The sequence below is a fragment of the Psychroserpens mesophilus genome (genome assembly GCF_050617655.1).
GTDB classification, from domain to species: Bacteria; Bacteroidota; Bacteroidia; order Flavobacteriales; family Flavobacteriaceae; genus Psychroserpens; species Psychroserpens mesophilus_A.
Map to the genome: position 1 here is coordinate 1 of NZ_JBODQC010000521.1, position 235 is coordinate 235.

At 59.6% G+C, this 235-nt stretch carries 1 protein-coding gene; it reads left to right on the forward strand.

The window, feature by feature from the left end; all coding sequences use genetic code 11:
* Nucleotides 1-235, forward strand: a 235-nt coding sequence (locus ACRHNM_RS18240) for a glycosyltransferase (protein WP_431138039.1), incomplete at both ends; no start/stop codon positions are given.

The following is a 235-nucleotide window of genomic DNA, read 5'->3' on the forward strand; positions in this document are numbered from 1 at the left end:
CTGGCCAGCGGCAAGCCATTTGTGGCGACGGACGCCCCGGGGCTTTCTGAGGTGGTTGGGGGCGCGGGGATCCTGGTGCCTGACAATGACCCGGACGCCCTGGCCGCCGAGATCCGCAAGTTGGACGAAGACCCGCAACACTACGATGCGGTGAAAAAACGCTGTCAGCAGCGGGCCGAGAAATACGACATCAATACAATGGTAGACAGATATTTAGATCTCTACCGGCAAGTCC